20 protein-coding genes are annotated in these 19919 nt (G+C 72.4%); 10 read left to right on the top strand and 10 right to left on the bottom strand.

From position 1 onward, the window contains the following. Window positions 1-36 precede the first annotated feature (36 nt). Complete coding sequence (locus ACIGAQ_RS06905) at window positions 37-753, top strand: alpha/beta hydrolase (RefSeq protein ID WP_362283318.1); 717 nt, start codon at window positions 37-39, stop codon at window positions 751-753. 29 nt (window positions 754-782) lie between these two features. On the opposite strand, the gene ACIGAQ_RS06900 is transcribed toward ACIGAQ_RS06905, so the two are convergent. The 6 genes from ACIGAQ_RS06900 to ACIGAQ_RS06875 form a co-directional block, all read right to left on the bottom strand. After that, window positions 783-1406, bottom strand: a complete 624-nt coding sequence (locus tag ACIGAQ_RS06900; protein WP_399779668.1) for a TetR/AcrR family transcriptional regulator C-terminal ligand-binding domain-containing protein — start codon at window positions 1404-1406, stop codon at window positions 783-785. Between the two features lie 76 nt (window positions 1407-1482). Then, the gene (locus tag ACIGAQ_RS06895) at window positions 1483-2394 is read right to left on the bottom strand and encodes an SDR family oxidoreductase (RefSeq protein WP_399779666.1); all 912 of its coding nucleotides are present in this window, start codon (window positions 2392-2394) and stop codon (window positions 1483-1485) included. 60 nt (window positions 2395-2454) lie between these two features. Further along, a complete protein-coding gene (locus ACIGAQ_RS06890) occupies window positions 2455-3210 on the bottom strand; it encodes an SDR family oxidoreductase (protein ID WP_311686201.1) in 756 nt (251 codons plus the stop codon). A 109-nt stretch (window positions 3211-3319) separates the two neighbouring features. Further along, window positions 3320-5383, bottom strand: coding sequence for a discoidin domain-containing protein (locus ACIGAQ_RS06885; RefSeq protein WP_399779664.1), 2064 nt, complete (start codon window positions 5381-5383; stop codon window positions 3320-3322). A 148-nt stretch (window positions 5384-5531) separates the two neighbouring features. Further along, on the bottom strand, window positions 5532-5738 hold the full coding sequence (locus tag ACIGAQ_RS06880; RefSeq protein ID WP_311686203.1) for a ferredoxin: 207 nt from the start codon (window positions 5736-5738) through the stop codon (window positions 5532-5534). Further along, entirely contained in the window at window positions 5735-6934 is a 1200-nt protein-coding gene (locus ACIGAQ_RS06875; RefSeq protein WP_399779661.1) for a cytochrome P450, read from the bottom strand. Before ACIGAQ_RS06875 ends, ACIGAQ_RS06880 begins: the two co-directional genes overlap by 4 nt. Window positions 6935-7194: 260 nt before the next feature. On the opposite strand from ACIGAQ_RS06875, the gene ACIGAQ_RS06870 reads away from it, so the two are divergent. Continuing rightward, a complete protein-coding gene (locus ACIGAQ_RS06870; protein WP_399779660.1) occupies window positions 7195-8289 on the top strand; it encodes an AI-2E family transporter in 1095 nt (364 codons plus the stop codon). Between the two features lie 192 nt (window positions 8290-8481). Next, a complete protein-coding gene (locus tag ACIGAQ_RS06865) occupies window positions 8482-9156 on the top strand; it encodes a pyridoxamine 5'-phosphate oxidase family protein (protein WP_399779658.1) in 675 nt (224 codons plus the stop codon). Between the two features lie 52 nt (window positions 9157-9208). Here the strand turns inward: ACIGAQ_RS06865 and ACIGAQ_RS06860 are convergent, their stop codons facing one another. Further along, complete coding sequence (locus tag ACIGAQ_RS06860) at window positions 9209-9823, bottom strand: DUF998 domain-containing protein (RefSeq protein ID WP_311686208.1); 615 nt, start codon at window positions 9821-9823, stop codon at window positions 9209-9211. Between the two features lie 133 nt (window positions 9824-9956). Between ACIGAQ_RS06860 and ACIGAQ_RS06855 the strand changes: the two genes are divergently transcribed. The 6 genes from ACIGAQ_RS06855 (at window position 9957) to ACIGAQ_RS06830 (ending at window position 14973) form a co-directional block, all read left to right on the top strand. Then, a complete protein-coding gene (locus ACIGAQ_RS06855) occupies window positions 9957-10955 on the top strand; it encodes an inorganic phosphate transporter (protein ID WP_311686209.1) in 999 nt (332 codons plus the stop codon). Between the two features lie 18 nt (window positions 10956-10973). Then, complete coding sequence (locus ACIGAQ_RS06850) at window positions 10974-11579, top strand: hypothetical protein (protein WP_399779655.1); 606 nt, start codon at window positions 10974-10976, stop codon at window positions 11577-11579. Between the two features lie 28 nt (window positions 11580-11607). Further along, window positions 11608-12411, top strand: a complete 804-nt coding sequence (locus ACIGAQ_RS06845) for a DUF817 domain-containing protein (protein ID WP_399779653.1) — start codon at window positions 11608-11610, stop codon at window positions 12409-12411. 80 nt (window positions 12412-12491) lie between these two features. Then, window positions 12492-13364 carry a PP2C family protein-serine/threonine phosphatase gene (locus ACIGAQ_RS06840; protein ID WP_399779651.1) on the top strand — a complete coding sequence of 291 codons (873 nt, stop codon included), beginning with the start codon at window positions 12492-12494 and terminating at the stop codon, window positions 13362-13364. Between the two features lie 59 nt (window positions 13365-13423). Continuing rightward, the gene (locus ACIGAQ_RS06835) at window positions 13424-14425 is read left to right on the top strand and encodes an MASE1 domain-containing protein (protein ID WP_399779649.1); all 1002 of its coding nucleotides are present in this window, start codon (window positions 13424-13426) and stop codon (window positions 14423-14425) included. Between the two features lie 53 nt (window positions 14426-14478). Then, a complete protein-coding gene (locus tag ACIGAQ_RS06830; RefSeq protein ID WP_362283353.1) occupies window positions 14479-14973 on the top strand; it encodes a molybdenum cofactor biosysynthesis protein in 495 nt (164 codons plus the stop codon). A 24-nt stretch (window positions 14974-14997) separates the two neighbouring features. Here ACIGAQ_RS06830 and ACIGAQ_RS06825 read toward each other — a convergent pair whose 3' ends face one another. The 3 genes from ACIGAQ_RS06825 to ACIGAQ_RS06815 all read right to left on the bottom strand — a co-directional run bounded on the left by ACIGAQ_RS06825 (window position 14998) and on the right by ACIGAQ_RS06815 (window position 17922). After that, window positions 14998-15660 carry a YceI family protein gene (locus ACIGAQ_RS06825; protein WP_311686220.1) on the bottom strand — a complete coding sequence of 221 codons (663 nt, stop codon included), beginning with the start codon at window positions 15658-15660 and terminating at the stop codon, window positions 14998-15000. Window positions 15661-15823: 163 nt separating this feature from the next. Then, a complete protein-coding gene (locus tag ACIGAQ_RS06820) occupies window positions 15824-16660 on the bottom strand; it encodes a transferase (RefSeq protein WP_399779646.1) in 837 nt (278 codons plus the stop codon). Next, complete coding sequence (locus ACIGAQ_RS06815) at window positions 16657-17922, bottom strand: glycosyltransferase family 4 protein (RefSeq protein ID WP_399779644.1); 1266 nt, start codon at window positions 17920-17922, stop codon at window positions 16657-16659. Before ACIGAQ_RS06815 ends, ACIGAQ_RS06820 begins: the two co-directional genes overlap by 4 nt. A gap of 220 nt (window positions 17923-18142) precedes the next feature. On the opposite strand from ACIGAQ_RS06815, the gene ACIGAQ_RS06810 reads away from it, so the two are divergent. After that, on the top strand, window positions 18143-19855 hold the full coding sequence (locus tag ACIGAQ_RS06810) for a VanW family protein (protein ID WP_399779642.1): 1713 nt from the start codon (window positions 18143-18145) through the stop codon (window positions 19853-19855). Window positions 19856-19919: the final 64 nt, after the last annotated feature.

Genomic DNA, 19919 nt, shown 5'->3' with positions numbered 1-19919 from the left:
CGTCACCCCGGCCCGACCGTTCCAAGGAGCACCGACATGGTCACCACTCCGACCGCCCTGCTCGTCCACGGCGCCTTCGCCGACGCCGGCAGCTGGTCCGGCGTCATCGAGGAGCTGCAGAACCACGGCATCCCCGTGGTGGCGCCGCCCAACCCGCTGCGCGGACTGGCGTCCGACGCCGCGTACATCGCCTCGCAGGCCGCGCAGATCGACGGCCCCGTCGTCCTGGTCGGCCACTCCTACGGGGGTGCCGTCATCTCCGTCGCCGGTGTCGCGGAGAACGTCGTGGGTCTGGTCTACGTCGCCGCGTACATACCGGAACAGGGCGAGAGCCTCGGCGAGCTGCAGGGACGCTTCCCGCTCTCGCCGCTGGTCGGGAGCCTCAAGGAGAAGACGTACCCGGTCGACGGCGGGGAGAGCGCGGTGGAGGTGACGATCGACCCCGAGGCGTTCCCGGCGATCTTCGCCGCCGACGTCCCCGCGTCCCTCACCAAGGTCCTGGCGGTGGCCCAGCGTCCGCTGGCCGCCTCGACGTTCACCGAGACCGCGTCGGCCGCGGCGTGGAAGGACAAGCCGTCCTGGGCGCTCGTGGCCGGGGCGGACGAGGCGATCAACCCGGAGGTGGAGCGCTTCGGCGCGAAGCGGGCCGGTGCGACGGTCGTCGAGATCGAAGGCGCCTCGCACGCCGTCGCCGTCTCCCGGCCGAAGGACGTGGCCGAGCTGATCCGCGAGGCGGTGCGCGCGACCGGCTGACCCCGCCGCGGTCTCGCGCGCCGGGCCGGCTAGGCCGTGGGACGCGGAGCGATGCCGTCGAACAGATGGGAGATCAGGGCGAGGACGAACTCGTCCGTCACGGGCTCGTCGGGGATCAGCAGCCGGTGGTAGACCGCCCCCCAGAGCTGGTCCACGAGGACCTGGACGTCGACGTCCTCGCGGAGCTGTCCCTGCTCCTTCGCGCGCAGCAGCCGCTCCCCCGCCAGCCGCCGCCGCCCGGAGGAGTACAGGGAGCGGAAGGCGGTGGCCAGGTCCTCGTCGGTCTGGGACTGGCCGATCAGTTCGGTCAGCACCCGCCCGGCCGGTGTCCGGGTCATCAGGTGCGCGAACGAGAGCAGTTGACGCGTGAGGTCGGCGCGGATGTCACCGGTGTCCTCGAAGGCGAGGGTCTCCTCGACGGCGTGGAAGTAGCCGTCCAGGGCGAGGGCTCCCTTGGAGGGCCACCACTTGTACAGCGTCGTCTTGCTGACACCGGACAGCCGGGCCACGCGCTCGAAGGTCAGGTCGGCGCTGCCCTCCTCCAGCAGCACCTCGCCGACCACGCGGAAGACGTCCGCGCGGACCTCTTCGGCCGGGCGGCGCCCGCGCCTGCGGGCCGGGCGCTCGGCGGCGCCCTCGGCCTGCTTCGTCACGATGTCTCTCCCTCGCTCGGTCCGGGGTCGATCAGTCTAGGAAGCCGTGCGGTCCGCGCGCGGCCGGGGCGGCCGGTCAGGGCGCCCGGAGGGGCTCCGGCCCCTTGACGTGCAGGAGCTCGCCGAAACCGAGGCGGGTCACGAACCGCTCCTGGGCCCGGCGCAGCACTTCGTTGACCTCCTCCACACCGGCCTGGCTGAAGTCGACGACGGTGCGGAAGGGGCGGGTGCCCGCCGGAAGGGCCAGGACCCGGGCGATCTCGTCGGCGACGGCGCGCGGGTGGGCGTCCACGCCGGGCGGGAACAGCGCCTCGGTGGCCTCTTCGTTGCGGGCCACCATGGGGTCCAGCTCGGCGTAGGCACGGTTGCGCTCGGCGTCACCGGCACGTCCGGCGTTGGGGAAGTGCTCGGTGCCCTGGGTGAACGGGCCGGGCATCACGATGGTCGTCTCGATACCGAACCGGCCCACCTCGTACGCCGTGACCTGGGCAAGCGCGTCGGCGGCGAACTTCGACGCCACGTAGGGGCCCAGGAAGGGCGGTACGACGACGGAGGTGGTGCTGCCGACGTACAGGAGCGTGCCGGAGCGGCGGGCGCGCAGGTGGGGCAGGGCCGCGCGGTTGACGCGCTGGATGCCGAGGGTGTTGACGTCCAGCAGGTGCCGGATGTCCTCGGGGGTGAACGCCTCGACATAGCCGACGTAGAGGTGTCCCGCGTTGTGCACGACCGTGTCGAGATGGCCCGCCTCCCGCAGGACGGTCGCGACGGCGGCTTCCGCCGAGGCGTCGGACAGGACGTCGAGTTCGACGACCCGGAGGTCCTGCCCCTCGCGGCGGCCGAGATCGAGCAGTTCCCGGGCGCGCTCGGCGTTGCGGCCCCGGATGTCGCGCATGCTGGCGTAGACGGTGTGGCCGTCGGCGGCGAGCGCGCGGGCGGTGAGGTTGCCGATGCCGGTGGCGGCGCCGGTGATGAGGACGACGGATGACATGGGTCTTCTCCTTCGGGGCTGCGGTGGGTGCGGTGGGTCTGCCGAGCGGTGCCGGCGGGGTCAGGCCAGGCCGCCGTTGGCGTAGAGGACCTGGCCGTTCACCCAGCGGGCGGGGCCGGCGAGGAAGGCGACCGTTTCGGCGATGTCGCGCGGTTCGCCCAGCCGCTCCAGCGGGGTGGCCTTGGCGAAGGCGGCGACGGTGGCCTCGTCCTTGCCCTCCAGGAAGAGCGGGGTGGCGACCGGGCCGGGTGCGACGGTGTTGACGGTGATGTCCTTGCCCCGCAGCTCGCGGGCGAGGATCAGGGTGATGCTCTGCACGGCGGCCTTGCTGGCGACGTAGCCCCCGTAGGTGGGCAGCTGGGTGCGGGTGACCGACGTGGACACGTTGACGATCGCGCCGCCGCGGCGCAGCCGGCGGGCGGCCTGCTGGGCGACGACGAACGTGCCGCGGATGTTCGTGCGGTGCATCCGGTCCAGGTCGTCCAGGTCCAGCTCGGCGATGGGCGCGAGCACCATGATCCCGGCGGTGTTGACCACCACGTCGATTCCGCCGAACGCCGTTTCGACGGCGTCGAAGGCGGCCGCCATCGCGTGCTCGTCGGCGACGTCCCCGTGGACGGCGACGGCCCGGCCGCCGGAGGCGGTGATCTCCTCGACCAGGGTCTCGGCCTTCGCCTTGTTGCCGGCGTAGTGGACGGCGACGGCGAAGCCGTCGGCGGCGAGCCGCTCGACGACGGCCCTGCCGATGCCGCCGGAGCCACCGGTGACGAGGGCGACGCGGGTCGTGGTGCCGGAGGTGCTGGGTGTGCTGGTCATGGCTTTCTCCTCCGCGAGAAGTGAACGCTGCGTCCATATAACCACTATATGAACGCGGCGTCCACTTCTCGTGGAGTCTTTTTTTCCGGCCCCCGGCGAGGCCTGATCGTCAGCTGCCGTGCACACTCACCTCGTGCAGGGAGTAGCCCCAGCCGGTGCCGCGTGCCAGCCCGTGGATGCGGACGTACCTGGCCGGTGTGGCGGCGAAGCGCGCGGTGTCCAGTCCGCCGTCACCCGCCGTCGTGGACCAGGCGGTACGCCAGATCACGCCGTCGGTGGACAGGTCGACGCGGTAGGACCTCGCGTACGCGCGTTCCCAGTCGAGGGTGACCCGCCGGACGGTCTGCGTGGAGCCGAGGTCCAGCCGGTACCACTGGTCGTCGCTCCAGTCGCTCGCCCAGCGGGTGCGGCGGTCGCCGTCGACGGCCCGGTGCGGCTGGTAGCTCGTGAACAGACTCCACTCGGAGGAGCTGGCCGAGGCGGTGGAGCCGGTGGCGAGATCGGCCGCGGGCTCGTGACTCTCGGAGGCGCCCCAGGTGTCGAGGTAGGACTCGGCGCCGCGCATCAGGTCGTCCACCACGTCCTGGCCGCCGACCCGGCGGATGTCCTCGATCCAGTCCGGGACGAGACCGTAGTGGGCGGCCCCGTCGGTGTTGAGGTCCCAGGTGCGCTCACCGGTGGTCTGCCGGTCGATGACGGAACCGCCGTCGGCACTCCTGAAGGGGTAGACGACCTTGTTCGGGGCGTCGGCTCCGCGCGGGGCGGGCCAGCCGCCGACGCCGTTCATGTCGGTGCCGTAGCCGTAGCCCACGCCGTACTTGTCCCGCAGGGCCTCGGTGCGCCGGGCCTCCGCGACGAAGCCCTCGGAGCCGTGCATGTACTGGGCGATGAAACCGCCCAGGCCGTAGACGCGCTCGGTCCACTCGGCATCCATCCAGCTGTGCGAGGAGAGGACTCCGGGGTAGGACGCGGCCTCGAAGAGGTCGAGCACCCGGCCGGTGGCCTTGACGCTCATGTGGTCGATCTCCAGCATCATGCCGCGCCGCATCATGCCGCGCACGGCGTACTCGCCGAGGTCCGTCAGACCGCGGACGTTGCACCGGGCGTCCGCGCTGTACCCGGGGACCTCCACGCCGGCCGGGAGCTTCGCCTCGGCCCCGGCCGCCGTCGCGTTGCCGATGGGGTTGTCGGCCTGCGGCCCGGTGCACTTCTCCGTCTTCCAGAAGGTGCCGGTCGACAGGAACTGGCCGACGTTGATGGCCGTCCCCAGGGTGCCGGAGTCGAAGCGGACCCCGCACAGCGCGTTGTCGAACTTGTGGCACAGGAACATGCTGCGCACCCCCAGCGCGTACAGCTCGTCCAGGCCCTTGTCGATGTCGGCCCTGCTGCACTGCGCGATGTCGAGGATCTGCTTGCAGCCGAACGGCTCGGAGGTCTCGACGCCCAGGACCACCGCCAGCTTGCCCTGCTCGATGACCTCACGGGCCTGGGCGCTGTCGGTGACGATCCGGAAGAAGCCCTTGCCGGGTCCGCCGTACAACCGGTCGATGTAGTCCTGCATGTCGTACGTCAGCCTGGCCTGGAGCCGGATGGACGTCATCTCGTCGCAGCTCCGGTCCTTGAAGAAGTACACCGAGCAGATCACGCCGTTGGTGACGAGGTCGTTGACCAGCACGCGCTGCCCGCCGCGCCAGGCCCGCTCCACCCAGGCGTAGTAGTTCTGCTGGTGGGTCAGGGAGTCGTGGGCCGGCCAGTCCTTGAAAGTGGGCCAGCCGACGGGGTCGTGCTTGCCGTCTCCCCCGCGCGTGATGAAGTCGAAGATCGCCAGCGAGCCGTCCGGGTAGTGCTCGGGGCAGTCCTTGAGCGCGTCGGCCACGCCCTTGTCGGAGAACGGCTTCCCGCAGATCAGGCGCCCGCCGAAGGCCTCGTTGGAGAAGATGTGGTCGTGCGCGTCGACGAAGCCGCGTACCTCGCCCCGGGCGTCGGTGCCGGTGAACGGCTCTCCCGTGACGTTGATCTGCGAGTCCGGCGCGGGTCGCGCGGGGGGATTCCACCAGTCGGTCCCGGCCGCCGAACTCGGCGTCGGGCCCAGTGCGACGGCCAGCACGAGCAGCAGGAGCGACACGACGGTCAGGTTCTTGCGCGTGCGGTACGGGCGTTCGGCTCTGGTCACAGCCCATGTCCCTCGGTCAGCGGGAGGGCGAGGCCGCGGTGGCGCACGGCACCACCTGTTTGTCATGACCTCGCCCAAGGTGCGACGAGAATCGCTCCTGCCGCTGCACGAGTCAATACGCCGGAACGCACAAGCTACTGACAGGTAATCACTCCTCCCGCACCGCGATCGCCCGGGCGGGGCAGACACCGGCGGCCATGCGCGCGGCGGCCTGGTGAACTGCGGGCGGGTCGGCGCGCAGCAGGAGGACCAGGCCGTCGCCGGGGTCCTGGTCGAAGACCTCGGGGGCGGTCAGGGCGCACATGCCGGCGCCGATGCAGCGCTCGCGGTCGACGCGCAGGAGTGGCCTCGTCACATCCGCTCCCGGTCCCACGTCACGGGAAGGCTCTTCACCCCGAAGATGTCGGCGGTCTCCGGGCGCAGCACGACCTCCTCGGCCGGGACGGCCAGGCGCAGCGTGGGGAAGCGGTCGACCAGGGCGCGGAAGGCGACCCGCATCTCGACGCGGGCCAACTGCTGGCCCAGGCACTGGTGGATGCCGTGACCGAACGCCAGGTGCCCGTCGTACTTCCTGTGCAGGTCGAGCACGTCCGGATCGGCGAAGCGCTCGGGGTCGCGATGGGCGGTGTGGTACGACAGGACGACCGTCGTGCCCGCCGCGATCGTCCGACCGCCCAGCTCGACGTCCTCCAGCGCCGTCCTCATGAACGTCTTGGCGACGCTCAGGTACCGCAGCAGCTCCTCAACGGCCCCGTCGGTGAGTTGGGGATCGGCGCGCAGCGCGGCGAGCCGGCCCGGGTGGCGCAGCAGGGCGAAGGTGCCGAGCGAGAGCATGTTGGCGGTGGTGTCGAAGCCCGCCGCGAGCAGGATCAGACTGATCCCCTTCAGCTCCTCGTCCGTCAGATCGCTGTCGGTGAGTTCACTGAGGACGTCGTCGGTGGGGTTCGCGCGCTTGGCGGCGACGAGCCGCGCGAGGTACTCCTGGGTCGCGGTGTAGGCCGCCATCAGTTCCTCGTCGCCCACCTCCCCGCCCATGAAGGTGTCGATCTGCTCCTGGAAGGAAGCCCGGTCCTCGTACGGCACGCCCAGCAGTTCGCAGATCACGATGGTGGGGATCGGCTTGGCGACGGCGGGCACCAGGTCGGCCGGCGGCCCGGTCCGCTCCATGGCGTCCAGGCAGTCGGCGGTGATCCGCTCGATGCGCTCGGTGAGCAGGCGCATCCGCCGTACGGTGAACTTGCCCACCAGCGGCTTGCGGTAGCGGCTGTGCTGCGGCTCGTCCATGAGCAGGAACTCGCCGGGCGGCGCCGGAGGCAGCGCGAAGCCGGCGACGTTCATGAGTTCCCTGCGCGAACTGAACCGCGGGTCGGCCAGCACCGCCCGGACCATCTCGTAACCCGTGATCAGCCAGCCGGGCTCGCCGCCGGGGTGGACGCAACGGCTGATGGGACCGTGCCGGCGCGCCTCGGTCAACTCCTGCGGCGGATCGAACGGGCAGCCGGGCCGACGTGCCGTCGGCAGGGCGCCGACGGTGTGGACGGATTCCCCCATGACCATTCCTCGTCTCGCGATATGACGTGTTCGGCAACGCCTGGAAGCTACGTTGCATTCACCGATGCGTCAATCTCGGAATTTCCGTAACTGCTGTTCAGAGCAGCAAATTTGATGCAATGACAGATCGATCGAACGCAACGCACCGGCAACCGGCGGGCGGGGGAGGTCACCGGGCGCCGATCCTTTCGGTACCGGCCTTCGGGGGAATTGTGGAGGTGTGGTGCGGGTGGGGGGCCGTGCGGTGGTACGGGGATGTCGTGTCCTCGCCTTCCGAACCGCCCGTTCCGCCGCTCGGACGTCTCGCCGGTGAGGACGCGCGCGTGCCCGCCCTGTTGCGGACCGCGGCCGCCTACGCCTGGCGGCTCATCGCGGTCGGTGTCGTCGTCCGGGTGGCCTTCTCGGTGCTCGGGCAGTTCCACCGGATCGCGGTCGCCGTCTTCCTGGGCCTCGTCATCGCCGCGGTCCTGCGGCCGGTGGCCGGTCTGCTGGCCCGGTTCCTGCCCCGGTCGCTCGCCGTCGCCGTCGCGCTCGTCGGCGGCATCGTCGTCGTCCTCGGGGCGCTGGCCCTGATGGGTGAGACCGTGGCGGACCAGCGCAGTGGGCTGGAGCGGGAGTTCGTCGACGGGATCGACCGGATCGAACGACGCCTGGAGGAGCCCCCGTTCCGGCTCCCGGCGGACGCGTTCGCCGATCTGCAGTCGCGGATCGGCAGGTTGCTGTCCGAACACCGCTCCACGCTCATCAGCACGGCGCTCAGCGGCGCGAGCCGGCTGGTGGAGGTGCTGACGGTCCTCGCGCTGGCCGTGTTCTGCGCGGTCTTCTTCACGCACTCCGGCGAGCGGCAGTGGCAGTGGGTCTGCGCCCAGCTCCCCGCCGGCGCCCGGCAGCGGGTCACCGTGGCCGGCCGGGCCGCCTGGCGGACGTTCACCGGATACACCCACGGCATTCTGCTGGTGGCCGGGACCAACGCCGTCCTGGTGGGGATCGCCCTGTTCGCCCTGGGGGTGCCGCTCGCGGTGCCGCTGGCGCTGCTGGAGTTCCTGGCCGCCTTCATCCCGCTGATCGGCTCGCCGATCGCCCTGGCGGTGGCGGCCGTGGTCGCCCTGGCGTCGAAGGGACCGCTGATCGCCCTGGTGGTCGTGGCGCTGATCGTGGTCATCGGGCAGATCGAAGGGCACGTGCTGCACCCCTTGGTGATGAGCTGGGCCGTCCGGCTGCACCCGGTGGTGGTCGCCCTGGCCGTCGTCGGCGGGGCGGTCGCGGCCGGCGTGATCGGTGCCGTCGTGGCCGTGCCGCTGGTGGCGGTGGTCTGGTCGGTGTGCCAGGCACTGCGGGAGCAGCCGGGCGCCTGACCCACCCGCCCCGCCACGGCCGACTCCCCTTCCACGGAGCGGTGTCGGAGCGGACTCCGCCGGGGCGTGCGGCTTCCGTGCCCCGGCCACCGACACGGCCCTCACCCGGCTGCTCTAGTCTCATGGGCGCGGCCCGTGGGGTCTTCTCGGCCAGCGGGATGACCGTATGCCACATGCCCGTCAGGAGGACCGTTGTACGACGACGAGCGGGCCGACCGCCCCGGAAGCCACGGAGAACACCGGATCCAGCAGGAGATGGGCACCACCGACCGGGCCGACCGGTTCTACGACGAACAAGTGCTGGACCGGCTCAACCCGCGGATGCAGGAGTTCGTGGCCCGCCAGGAGATGTTCTTCCTCGCCACGGCGGACGCCGGCGGGGAGTGCGACAACACCTTCCGGGCCGGCCCGGCCGGTTTCCTCCACGTGCTCGACGACACCACCCTCGCCTACCCCGAGTACCGCGGGAACGGCGTCATGGCCTCCCTCGGCAACATCCGGGAGAACCCGCACGTGGGCCTGCTGATGATCGACTTCGCCGGGGACCGGATCGGCCTGCACGTCAACGGCCGGGCCGAGCTCGTCCCCGACGACGCCATGCGCCGCCGGCACCCGGGCCGCCTCGCCGTCGACCCCGTCCCCGGTCGGCGCCCCCGGCTCTGGGTCCGGGTGGAGGTCGAGGAGGCGTACGTCCACTGCTCGAAGCACATACCCCGGCTCGTCCCGGCGCAGCGGCGGCGGAGCACCGGCGAGGAGCGGGCCTGGGGCACGGACGACGTCCGCCGCAAGGGTGGCGACTACTTCGGAGCGGCGGCCGGTGCCGAGCAGCGGCTCACGGAGCGCGCTCCCGGTCTTCCCCGTCCGTGAACGACCGGCACACGGCTGGCGGCGTACGAGTCCGTGAACGACCGGCACACGGCTACCGGCGTACGAGCTTGACCTGCCGCGTTCCACGGCCCGCGGCGCGGAAGCAGGAGAGGACGACCACGAAGGGCCACACCGACTGCAGGGTCGTCACCGCGCGCTCCGCCGCGCCGGCCGCGCCGCGCTGGTGCAGTTCGATCAGGAACCAGGCCGCGCCCAGCGCCATCACGCCGGTCGCCCCGACGGAGGGCAGGGGGCGCAGGCCCCAGGGGACGGCGTCGCCGGTGCGGGCGGCGAGGAGAGGCCACGCCGCGAGGACGGTGAAGCCCACGGCGGCCACCGAGCCGTGACTGAGCGAGCCTCCGCTGCTCGGCGCCGGGACGACGGCCACCCCGAGCGCCGCCACTCCCCCGGCCGCGAGCGCCACCCGCCCCGGAGTCGCGGCCGGGCGCAGCCCCCAGGCGGTGAGCAGATGGCAGACGCCGAGGACGACGAACGCCGCCGTCATCACCCAGGAGCCCGAGGCGCCGGGCGCCGCCAGCACGCTGATGGTCTGGGCGGCCGGGTCGTACGGGGAGCCCTGCAGTGATGCCGCCACCAGCCAGCCCAGGATCAGGGCCACGGGGGCGCACCCCGACGACAGAAGGACCCATTTCGGCACAGATCGCACCAGGACACCGTACGGGGGCGCTGCCCTGTTCTCGCGGGACGGGCGCGCCTCGCGTGGCGTAGTCGCGGGGTCCGCCCGGCCGGTGCGGGCGCAGGATGGAAGCGTGCGCGGACGCGGCGAAAGGTGATCGGTCATGGAGCTCACGCTGGTGGTGCTGATCATCGTCGTGGGGCTGACGTTCGACTTCACCAACGGCTTCCACGACGCCGCCAACGCGATCGCCACCTCGATCTCCACCCGGGCCCTGACGCCGCGGGTGGCGCTGGCGATGGCGGCGGTGATGAACTTCCTGGGCGCCTTCCTGGGCACGGAGGTCGCCCAGACGGTGGGCAAGGGCATCATCGGGGCGCCCGAGGCGGTCTCGGGCCTGCTGCTGGTGCTGTGCGCGCTGCTCGGCGCCATCGCGTGGAACGTCTTCACCTGGTGGCGAGGGTTGCCCACCTCGTCCTCGCACGCCCTGATCGGCGGGCTGGTCGGCGCCGCGCTGGCCGCCTCGGCGACCGTCCACTGGTCCGGCATCCTCGACAAGGTCGTCCTGCCGATGCTGCTCTCCCCGCTGGTCGGGGTGGCGCTCGGGTATCTGCTGCACACCGCCATCCTGTGGCTCTTCCGCCGTGCCGCGCCCCGGCGCACCATGCGGCGTTTCCGCATGGCGCAGACCGTCTCCGCCGCCGCGATGGGGCTGGGACACGGGCTGCAGGACGCGCAGAAGACCATGGGCGTCATCGTGCTGGCCCTGGTCACCGCGGGCTGGCAGGACGACTTCTCCGTGCCGGTATGGGTGATCGTCGCCGTGGCGCTCGCCATGGCCGCCGGTACGTACAGCGGAGGGCGGCGCATCATCACCACCCTGGGGCGGCGGATCGTGCACCTCGACCCGCCGCGCGGTTTCGCCGCGGAGACCTCCGCGGCGGCCGTTCTCTACACCACGGCGTTCCTGGTGAAGGCGCCGATCTCCACGACGCAGACGATCACCGCGGCCATCCTGGGTGCCGGTGCCACCCGGCGCGCCTCGGCCGTACGCTGGCAGGTGGCACGGTCCATCGTCACCGCCTGGGTGCTCACGTTCCCCGGCGCCGGGATTCCCGCCGCCGCGCTCTATCTCTTCCTGCACGCCGTCACCGGCGTGTGAGTCCGGCCGGAGGCCGTCATGAGACCTTCCTCCGTTCCACCGCCGTCCCGGCCGTCGGACGCGATGGTGCCGGGCGCCCTGCCGCTGCCCGGTCGTTTCGCCCATCTGCATCCCGACGACGGCGCCTGTCTGATGGAGGCCGCCGCGCTGCTGGCCGGTGACCGGTTCACCGACAGCCCCGCCGGTACGCACCCGGTGCTCGCGGCGCTGGCCCGCGCCGTCAACGACAGCGTGGGCGACGTGGCCCGGCTCGCCCTGTGGCCGCTGGCCGCCGAGCTCGCCGACGCCCGGCCCCCGGGGCGGGCGCACGCGCCGCGGCCCGTCGGCATGGCGGTGGAAGCGGCCCGGCGGGTGCGCCCTTCCTCCCGGACCCTGGCGCGGCACGGCCGGGCGTGCCGCCGCAGAGCGGAACGTGTGGCCCGCTCCCCCGCGGCCGGCCCCGCGAACCGGGTCGCCGACCTGCTGTGGTGGCGCGGCCCGGGAAGCCGTCACCTCGACCACGCCGTGCGGGTGCTGAGCGCCGCGCCGGACGCCGATCGACGGCTGTCCGCCCTGCTGCGGCAGGCGGTGGCCGCGGCCCGGGCGGGAACGTCCGGGGCCGCGGAGGTCCGCTGCAACCGGTGAGGGGCAGGGGCCCGTCCTACTGGGCACCATGATCCCTCCCAGCGTCGGCGGCCCCTGGGCCGCACCGGTCGTGCGGCACCTGCTCGACTTCGCGTGGACGCAGACACGCGCCTGCGCCTTCGCCATCGCCCTGCTGTCCGGCGTCGCCGTCTCCGCCCTGCTCCCCGACCTCCCGGTGGCACGGTACGACCTGCTGGTCGTCTACGGCGTGCTGCTCACGCTGCTGTTCTGGCTGCGCGGCCGGGAGAACGGCCGGGACGTCGCCGTCATCGCGGTCTGCCATGTCATCGGCCTGGCGTTCGAGCTGGTGAAGGTGTCGCTCGGCTCCTGGAGCTACCCGGAGCCGGCCGTGCTGAAGTTCGCCGGGGTGCCCCTGTACGGCGGGTTCCTGTACGCGGCCGTGGGCAGTTACGTCTGCCGGGCCTGGCACCTGTTCGACCTGGAACTCGTGCGCTACCGGCCGCGTGCGACGGCGGTGGTGGCCGCGGCGATCTACGTCAACTTCTTCAGCCACCACTGGCTGCCCGACGCGCGCTGGGTGCTGGCCGTGCTGCTGGTCGCGGTGACCGCCGGGACGGCGGTGCGGTTCACCGTGCGGGGCGTGCGCCGGAGGATGCCGCTCGCGGTGTCGTTCGTGCTCATCGGGTTCTTCCTGTGGGTCGCGGAGAACCTCGCCACCCTGGTCGGCGCCTGGCGCTACCCGTACCAGCAGCACGGCTGGGAGCCGGTGGGGATCGAGAAGTTCGGGGCGTGGGCGCTGCTGATCAGCGTGACCTTCGTGCTGGCGGCCGTCGGCCGCGGCTCGCGAGTCGTCGCCGGGCCTCCGCCCTGAGTATCATCCTATGAACGTAAATGGAGTGATTCGCCTTCGAGGGTCGTCACCGACCGTGGCCGTCCTCGCCGGAGTGATCCATGTCCCGCACCCGCACGACGGACGACGGTGACGAGCTGCTGACCCGGCTCGGAGCCCTGACGGCCCAGGCCCGCGCGCAGGCCGAGATGCAGCGCTCCCGCGTCGAGCTGGCCCTGGCACTGCAACGTGGCATGCTCCCCCGCGACCTGCCCGTCGCGGGACGGCTCCATCTGGCCGTGCGGTACACCCCCGCGTGCCAGGGACTGAACGTGGGCGGCGACTGGTACGACGCCTTCACCCTCGGCGACGGCCGGATCGGTCTGTCCATCGGCGACGTACAGGGACACAACATCGAGGCGGCCGCCTTCATGGGGCAGGTGCGGGCCGGGCTGCGGGCGCTGGCCTCTGTCAGCAGCGAACCGGGCGAAGTCCTGGCCCGCACCAACGACCTGCTGCTGGCACTCAACTCCGACCTGTTCGCGACCTGCACGTTCATGCGGCTCGACCTCTGCGCCGGGGTGCTGGAGAGCGCGCGGGCGGGACATCTGCCCTGCGTCTGGGCCACGGCGGACGGGAAGTCCGGTGTCACCGAGGACGAGTGCGGCCCCCCGCTCGGGGTCCTGGCGGGCATGCCCTATCCGGTGACCCGGTACGAGCTCACCACGGGCGGTGTGTTCGTGCTCCTCACGGACGGTGTCGTGGAGGGACCGTCGATGCCGCTGGAGGAGGGCCTGGACCAGGTGACGCGGCTCGCGGGCATCGCGGCGGTCGCGGGCATGGACGTGGACGCGCTGGCCGCGGCCGTGATCAAGGGCGCGGAGCGGGTGGGACACGACGACGACGCCGCCGTGCTGGTCGTCGGGCTGGACGGACCGGACGCGCCGCCCCCGCCGGCCCGGACCGGCGAGCAGGCGCGGGCACCTCAGCCATAGGGCCGCACGGCTCCGCTCCCGCCTCGCCGACCCGGCGGCCCCGGTGTCTCATGGCTGCTGTGGTGGGTAGCCAGGATCTGCGCAAGCCGGTCGTCCTCGCTCTGCAGACGCCGGCCGTCGCCGCCTGCTACTACGCGTCCGGGCAGCTGGGTCTGCTGCGCGAACTGGTCGTCGAGGGCGCGGTGGTCACCCCCATCTGGCCTCCCACCGGGGTCTCGGTCGCCTGCCTGCTCCTCTTCGGGCTGCGCTGCTGGCCGGGCATCGCCCTGGGCGCCTTCTTCGTCATCCTCTCCCTGACCTCCCCGTCGCCGTCCGCGCTGGGGATCCTGGCCGGGAACACGGCCGCGCCCCTCGCCGGGTACCTGCTGCTGCGCCGGGCGGGCTTCCGCACCGATCTCGCCCGGCTGCGCGACGGCCTCGCCCTGGTGTTCCTGGGCGCGTTCACCGCGATGCTGATCAGCTCCACCACAGGCGCGGTGCTGCTGGTGCTCACCGGCCGGCTCGAAGGGGCGGGTTTCTGGCCCGTGTGGCTGGCCTGGTGGGTGGGCGACGCCATGGGCGTGCTGATCGTCACGCCGGTGCTGCTCCTGCTGGCCCGGGTCCGCCCGCCGTTTCGTCTGACGCGCTGGAGGGAGGCCACGGGGCTGGCCGTCATCGTCTGCTGCGTCGTGCCGCTGGCCACGCACAGCCACCTGAGCCTGCTCTACCTCGTCTACCCCCTGGTGATCTGGGCGGCTCTCCGCTTCCAGCTGGCGGGCGGCATGGTGTGCGCCCTGTTCGCCTCGGTCATGGCCACGGTGTCGGCGACCGACCGGGTGGGTCCGTTCGAGCGGCTCACCCGCGTGGAAGTGCTCATGAAGCTGCAGGCCTTCAACGGGGCAATGGCTCTGACGGCCCTGATCCTGTCGGCCGTGATCACCGAGCAGATCAACACCCGGCGCTCGGTGGAGCGCGCGTGCCAGGAACTCGTGGAGGTCCTGGAGCACCTCACGGCGGGCGAGGCGGCCGACGGCCGGGCCCCGCCGCGGGAGGACGGACCCGGGCAGCGCCGGGACGACTGAGCCGCCCGGGCCGTACGGGAACCCGCGCCCCCACCCGGCCGTAGGGTGGGCGCATGACGGAGGTGGAGGTTCTGGAGCTGCTGGTGTCGCCCGCGCACCGGCTGGCCGGGCGGCCCGCGGACGGGCCCGCCCCCGGCCCGCGGGACGAGCGCGTCGCCCGGGTGGAGGTGCGCGACGGCCTCGGACTGGTCGGCGACCGCTACTACGCGCGGCCCGCGCACCGGAACGCGGCCGTGACCATGATGGCGGCGGAGCACCTCCCACCCGGCGCCGATCTGCGGCACACCCGCCGGAACGTGCTGCTCCGGGGCGTCGACATCGACGCGTACCTCGGTTCGACGATCTCCCTCGACTGCGGCACCGGACCGGTGGTGTTCGTGGTGAAGCGCCCGGCCCGGCCCTGCGCCTGGATGGACGTGACCATCGGCCCCGGCGCACAGCGCGCCCTGCGGGGCCGGGGCGGGGTGCGGTGCACACCCGTGAGCGACGGGGTCCTCACGGTCGGCCCGGCGGTGTTCCGGGTCGTGGCCGGACCCGACGCCGCCTGAGCGCGCCCTGAGCGCCCGGGAGGATCAGCCGGCTCCGGGCGCCGTGCGGATGGCGGCGATGTCGAACTGCAGGCGCACCTTCTCGCTGACCATCGCGCCACCCTCGGCCAGCCTGCTGTTGTACGTGAGGCCCCAGTCGGAGCGGTTGATGGTCGTGGTGCCGTCGAATCCGACCCGCTCGTAGCCGAACGGGTCGGTGACATGCCCGATGTAGGTCATCTCCAGGACGACGGGCCGGGAAATTCCCTTGATGGTGAGCTCGCCCGACATGCGATAGAGATCGGCGCCCGCCTGTTCCACACCGGTGCTCGTGAAACGCATCCGCGGATAGGCCGCGACGTCGAGGAAGTCGCGTCCCACCAGGTGGGCGTCGCGCTGTTCCACTCCGGTGTCGACACTGGCGGTGAACAGGGTGATGTCGGCCCGCGACCGGGACGGGTCACGGGCGTCGAAGTAGAGCCGGCTCTCGTACTCCAGGAAACAACCGCGCACGGTCGTCACCATCGCGTGCCGGACGGAGAAGCCGATCCTGCTGTGAGCGGGGTCGACGACCCATTCACCGGTCAGATTCGCCAGGCCCGGATCGGGCAGCACGGCGGTGGGGGAAGCCGGTGCGCCGGCAGGGCGCTGTGGGGGGACGGCGGGCGCCTGCCGCCGGGACGGCACGACGCGGTTGAACAGGTTCATGATTCATCTAGGTACTTGAGTTTGCTTATCGCCGCAAGTCCCCTTCCGTTGTGCGGGTGTTGAAGAGCGGCCTCCGGCCCTTTTGCGCCCGTGCTTTACACAGAATCCACACACGGGCGTTGCGGCGCACCGACGAAATACCCATGCGAAACCCCAGGTTTTTTCATTTCGGGCATGTCGGGGAATGGACCGTCTCCTCGATCGCCAGGTCGTTGTCCACCGTGTAGTAGGGGCGCAGGACGGAACCTCTCGCATTGATCGCGGGAAAGACGTGGACGTGTTTGCGGTCCGCCACGTCGTCGAGCAGGCGGCCGATCCTGACCTGCGGCGCGTCTGCGGCCGGTTGGACGAAGGCGTCCCACGCCCGGCCGGCGTGCGGTGCGCCGGCCGCCAGGTCGCCGGGGTCCACCGTGAAGGAGAAGCCGTGTTCGTCGCCGTCGATCCGGGGGCGTAGCTCCCGGACGGTGTCGGTGCCCCGCAGGCGCAGCCGCACCGTGGCGGTGTCGTGGAGGCGGGCACCGTGCAGACGGGCGGCGACCGTGATCGCCTGGTCCTCCACGCCGAGGGTGAGGGCCTCGGCGTGGGCGGTGCGCAGCCAGGTCCGCAGGGCGAGGAAGCCGTCCTTGGTGACGTACGGGACCCGGACGGCGACCGGGGAGGAGCGGTCGCGCAGGTGACCGTCGACCAGGGCGCGCAGGTCCCGCGGCCCGGGACGCAGGCGCTGCCGTTCGGCCCCCGGTTCCGGCAGCAGGTACAGGTCCCAGCGGCCCTCGGGCAGCTCCGGGCGCGGTTCCAGGACGGCGTGCGCCCTGCCGTCGGCGTCGGCCGGTTCCAGGTCGAGGTGGAGCAGGGTCTGCTCGGGCCGGCCCTTCTTGGGGCGCAGGCGCAGCAGCAGGCGGGGCCGGGCGGCGGCCGGCGGCGCGGGGAGGCGGAAGGTGACGCGGCCGTCCGCGTCGATCACGCAGCCGGTGCGCGGGGTGGTGTCCTGCCGGGTGGTCATCGTCGGCCCTTCCGTATCGCGCGCAGGGCGCCGGCGGCAGCGGCGTGGGCCGTGTCGCGGGCGGCGTGGATGCGGCCGGTCAGGGGGCTGCCGGTCCGGGAGACCCCGGACGCCGCGTGCCGGCCGGTGGCGCGTGCCGTCAGCGCCTGGTCGATGATGCGTTCGGCCTGGGTGACGACCGGCGCGGGGGCGAAGCGGTGGGCGTTCTCCCGGGCGGCGGCGCCCATGCGGCGGCGCAGCTCGTCGTCGCCCACGAGGCGCAGCAGGGCCGCGGCCAGGGCGTCCCGGTCCCCCACCGGGACCAGGCAGCCGTCGGTGCCGTCCTGGATGATCTCGCCGGGGCCGTAGGGGCAGTCGGTGCTCACGACGGGCAGTCCGCAGCGCATGGCCTCCACGATCGTCATGCCGAACGGCTCGAAGTTCGACGCGGCCGCGCCGATGGAGGCCTTGACCCACTCGGCCTCCATGGGGGTGGCGGCCCCCATCAGGAACACGTTGTTCCACAGGCCGAGCCGCTCGATGAGCTCACGCAGCGCCGGCTGCTCCTCGCCCTTGCCGTAGATGCGCAGCTGCCAGTCGGGGTGCGCGGCCGCGACCTGGGCGAAGGCCTCGATCAGCAGGTCGTAGCGCTTGACGCGGACCAGGCGCCCGGCGGCCACGACGACCTTCGCGGAGCCGTCGGCCGGCGGCAGCACCGGGTCGGGCACGCTGTTCGGGAGGGCCTCGACGTGGACGCCGGGCAGCCACATCGTCCGCCGGTAGGCGGCGGCGTCCGCTTCCGTGACGGTGGTGATCACGTCGAGGTGGCGGTAGGCGCGGCGCAGGGCGGTGCGCAGCCGCGGCGAGTGGTTGTCGAGGGTGAGGTGCTCCTGGCCGACCCGCACGACGTGGCGTGGGGCCTGGCGGGCGATGTGCACGTTGAGGCCGGGGCGGGTGCCGATGACGACATCGGCGCCGAGGCCCGCCAGGTGCTCGCCGATGCGCTGGTCGGTCAGCTCGCTGTACTGGTGGTGGCGGTACTCGGCGGCCGGGAAGATTCTCGCCGGTCTCCGGTGCAGGGGATGATCCGCCTCCGTGCGAAGGTCCACCAGCGCCCGCAGCCGTACCCGTGGGTCGGGGGTGAGGTTGGGGTGCTCCCGGTGGCGTAAGACGGAGACGATCTCGACGTCGTGCCGTTCGGCGAGCGCTCCGGCCAGGTTGAACGTGGTGGTGATCGTGCCTCCGATTCCATAGGCGTTGTGCAGAAGGAAAGAGATCTTCATGGTGGCCTAGACGACCCCGGGAGCCGGACAGTTGTTCGTCGTTACCACTCTGTGGCCCGGCTCGACGGCCCGGACCGGACCGGACGAATCCGTAATGATCTCGGACATAAGTGGTCTGGGCCATAGTGCTCGGCTGCCGGAATGTGCATAGCTTGATCTGTTTGCCCGCAAGCAGCGTCGCGTCACGGGTGCACCGTCCTCGTCGATCTCCAGGAGAGCCATGCGCCCCCGAATAACCTCCGTACCTCGCCCCACGTCCCTGCCGCCCCTCGCCCTGGCGGGCGGCGCGCTGGCCGTGGGCGTGGGCGGCCTGTACCTCGGCGGGCTGCTGCTGACGGGCGGCCAGATCGACGCCGGGACGACCGTGCGCGGGGTGGACATCGGGGGCCTGAGCCGCGCGGAGGCCGTGCGGAAGCTGGAGCGGCGGTTGGACACGCCCGGGGCGCGGGCGCTCTCCGTGCGGGTCGGCGACCGCACGGGCACCATCGACCCGCGGCGCGCCGGGCTCTCCTACGACGTCGGGGCGACCGTCGACCGTGCCGCGCGCACCGGCGCCGACCCGGTCAGCGTGTTCGGCGGGCTGTTCCGCTCCGGCGGTGCCGTCGAGCCGGTCGTGCGTCTCGACCGGGAGCGGGCCACGGCCGCCCTCGGGGAGCTGGGACTGGACCGGAAGGTCCGGGACGGTGCCGTCTCCTTCGACGGCGGGCGGGTCGAGCAGGTCGCGCCGCGCACCGGCTACGCGCTGGACGTGACGGCCGCCGTCGACCCCCTGCGCGCCGCGTTCCTGCGCGGCGACGCCGGCGCGGTGACGGCCCTGCCGGTGCGCGAGACCCGGCCGAAGGTGACGGGCGAGGAGGTGCGGCGCGCGGTGCGGACGTTCGCGCAGCCGGCCGTCTCGGGCCCCGTCACGCTGACCGCGGCCGGCCGGCGGATCACGGTCGGCCCCGAGGTCCTGGGCGCGCACCTGACCATGCGGCCGGACGACGGCGGCACACTGCAGCCGCGACTCGACGCCGAGGGGCTGCGGGACGACCCCGCGGTGGCCGGGCCGCTGAACGAGATCACCACCACCGCGCGGAACGCCAGGCTGCGGCCGGACGGCGACCGGGTCGCCGTCGCCGAGGACGCCGTGCTCGGCCGGGAGATCACCGGCAAGGCGCTCGGCGAGGCGGTGCTGCCCCTGCTCACCGAGGCGGGCGCCGCCCGCACGGGCGCGGTGGACGTGCGCACGATCCGGCCCGAGGTGACGCGTGAGAACGCCGCGGAACTGGGGCTGACCGAGACGATGTCCTCCTTCACGGTCCACTTCGAACCGGCCGAGTACCGCACGAAGAACATCGGCCGCGCGGTGGAGCTCATCAACGGCTCGCTCGTGCGGCCGGACGAGACGTGGAGCTTCAACCGGACCGTCGGCGAACGCACCGAGGAGAACGGCTTCGTCGAGGGCATCATCATCCTCGACGACCAGTTCACGAAGGCGTCCGGCGGCGGGGTCTCCGCGGTGGCGACGACCGTGTACAACGCGCTCTTCTTCGCCGGGGTCAAGCCCGTGGAGCACGGCGCGCACTCCTTCTACATCGAGCGCTATCCGGAGGGCCGCGAGGCGACGGTCGCCTGGGGCAGCTTGGACCTGCGCTTCACCAACGACTCGGGCAAGGCCCTGTACATCCAGGCGGAGTCCACGGACACGTCCGTGACCGTCTCCTTCCTCGGCACGCGCAAGTACGACGAGATCAAGTCGGTCAAGGGCCCGCGCACCGAGGTGAAGGAGCCGGCCAAGAAGGTGAGCGACGACAAGGAGTGCGTCCCCCAGACCCCGCTGGAGGGGTTCGACGTCACGGTGGAGCGGGTCTTCTACGACGGCGGCCGGGAGGTGCGGCGCGAGCCGTACCGCACGCACTACACGCCGCGTGACGAGATCGTCTGCGAGTGATCCACCCGCCGTCGCCCCGGCCCCGCAACGGCCCGTTTCGTTCGAGCCGTTGACCCGCCCCTGG

This window comes from Streptomyces sp. NPDC085932 (assembly GCF_044540525.1).
In the GTDB taxonomy this organism is placed as follows: domain Bacteria; phylum Actinomycetota; class Actinomycetes; order Streptomycetales; family Streptomycetaceae; genus Streptomyces; species Streptomyces levis.
Note: the sequence above shows the minus strand (reverse complement) of the source record. Positions and strands in the feature narration are given on the sequence as shown.